The organism is Rhizobium sp. A37_96 (assembly GCF_053521765.1).
On record NZ_JBNWDS010000045.1, the window covers coordinates 1 to 1664 of the forward strand.

1 protein-coding gene is annotated in these 1664 nt (G+C 65.1%); it reads left to right on the forward strand.

All coding sequences use genetic code 11. From position 1 onward, the window contains the following. Positions 1–121: 121 nt before the first annotated feature. Positions 122–1664: MDR family MFS transporter (locus ACQZ6J_RS33845; RefSeq protein ID WP_449087230.1), on the forward strand; the 1543-nt coding region annotated here is incomplete at its 3' end.

Sequence of the window (1664 nt, forward strand, 5' to 3'; positions counted from 1 at the left end):
GCCTCGACCGCCGACGCCGAAGGGTCATCCGGCCACGCCGGCTGATCCCGCCCGTCTTCGTCGGGCATCCCCTCAACATCGTCGTGAGATTATTTCGGCTCCGGCCGGAAGGAGAAGCGCCATGGCCACTCTTCAGATTGCCGCAAACAACAATTCGGCCGCACCCGCGAGCGTTGCACCCGCTGCGGCCGCCCGGCCCGCCATGAGCCCGCTGCGCATGTGGACCGCCGTCATCGGCTCCACCCTCGGCGCCTTCATGGCCGTCCTCAACATCCAGATCGTCAACGCCTCGCTTGCCGACATCCAGGGCGCGATCGGCGCCGGAACCGACGACGGCGGCTGGATCTCGACATCCTACCTGATCGCCGAGATCGTCGTCATCCCGCTCAGCGCCTGGCTGGCAAGGGTCTTCTCGGTCCGCCTCTACCTGCTGACAAACGCCATTCTCTTCCTCGTCTTCTCGGTCGGCTGCGCCTTTGCCGCCAACCTGCAGCAGATGATCATCCTGCGCGCCATCCAGGGCTTCTCCGGCGGCGTGCTGATCCCCATGGCGTTTACCATCATCATCACGCTCCTGCCCAAGCCCAAGCAGCCGATGGGCCTTGCCCTCTTCGCCCTCTCGGCCACCTTCGCCCCGGCCATCGGCCCGACCATCGGCGGCTATCTCACCGAAAGCTGGGGCTGGGAATACATCTTCTACGTCAATCTCGTCCCCGGCATCCTGATGGTCGGCATGCTCTGGGTCTCGCTCGACCGCGCGCCGATGAACCTGTCGCTGCTCGCCAAGGGCGACTGGCCGGGCATCGTCACCATGGCGGTCGGCCTGGCCGCCCTGCAGACCGTGCTGGAGGAAGGCAACAAGGACGACTGGTTCGGCTCGCCCTTCATCGTGCGCCTGTCCGTCATCGCCGCCGTCTCGCTGACGCTCTTTCTCATCATCGAGCTGCGCGCCGCCCATCCGCTCCTCAACCTGCGCCTGCTGGTGCGCCGCAACTTCGGCTTCGGCATCGTCGCCAACTTCCTGATGGGCGTCGCCCTCTACGGCTCGGTCTTCATCCTGCCGATCTACCTCACCCGCATCCAGGGCTACAATTCCGAACAGATCGGCCTGGTGCTCGCCTGGACCGGCATCCCGCAGCTGATCCTCATCCCGCTCGTCCCCCGCCTGATGAAGCGCGTCGACGCCCGCCTGCTGATCGTCGTCGGCTTCGCGCTCTTCGCCGCCTCCAACTTCATGAACATCTACATGACCGGCGACTATGCCAGCGATCAGCTCTTCTGGCCGAACATCGTGCGCGCCGTCGGCCAGGCGCTCGCCTTCACGCCGCTGACCGCCATTGCCACGGCCGGCATCGAGCAGGAAAACGCCGGCTCGGCCTCCGCCCTCTTCAACATGATGCGCAATCTCGGCGGCGCCGTCGGCATCGCCGCATTGCAGACCTTTCTGACCAAGCGCGAGCAGTTCCACTCCAACATCCTCACCAATTCGGTGTCCTTGTTCGAAGACGCCACCCGCGACCGCATCGCAAGCCTCACCGGCTACTTCATGAGCCATGGCGTCAGCGACCAGGCCCTCGCCTCCCACAAGGCCATCGTCGCCGTCGCGGCAAGCCTGCGCAAGCAGGCAAACATCATGGCATTCAGCGATACCTTCTTCCTCATCG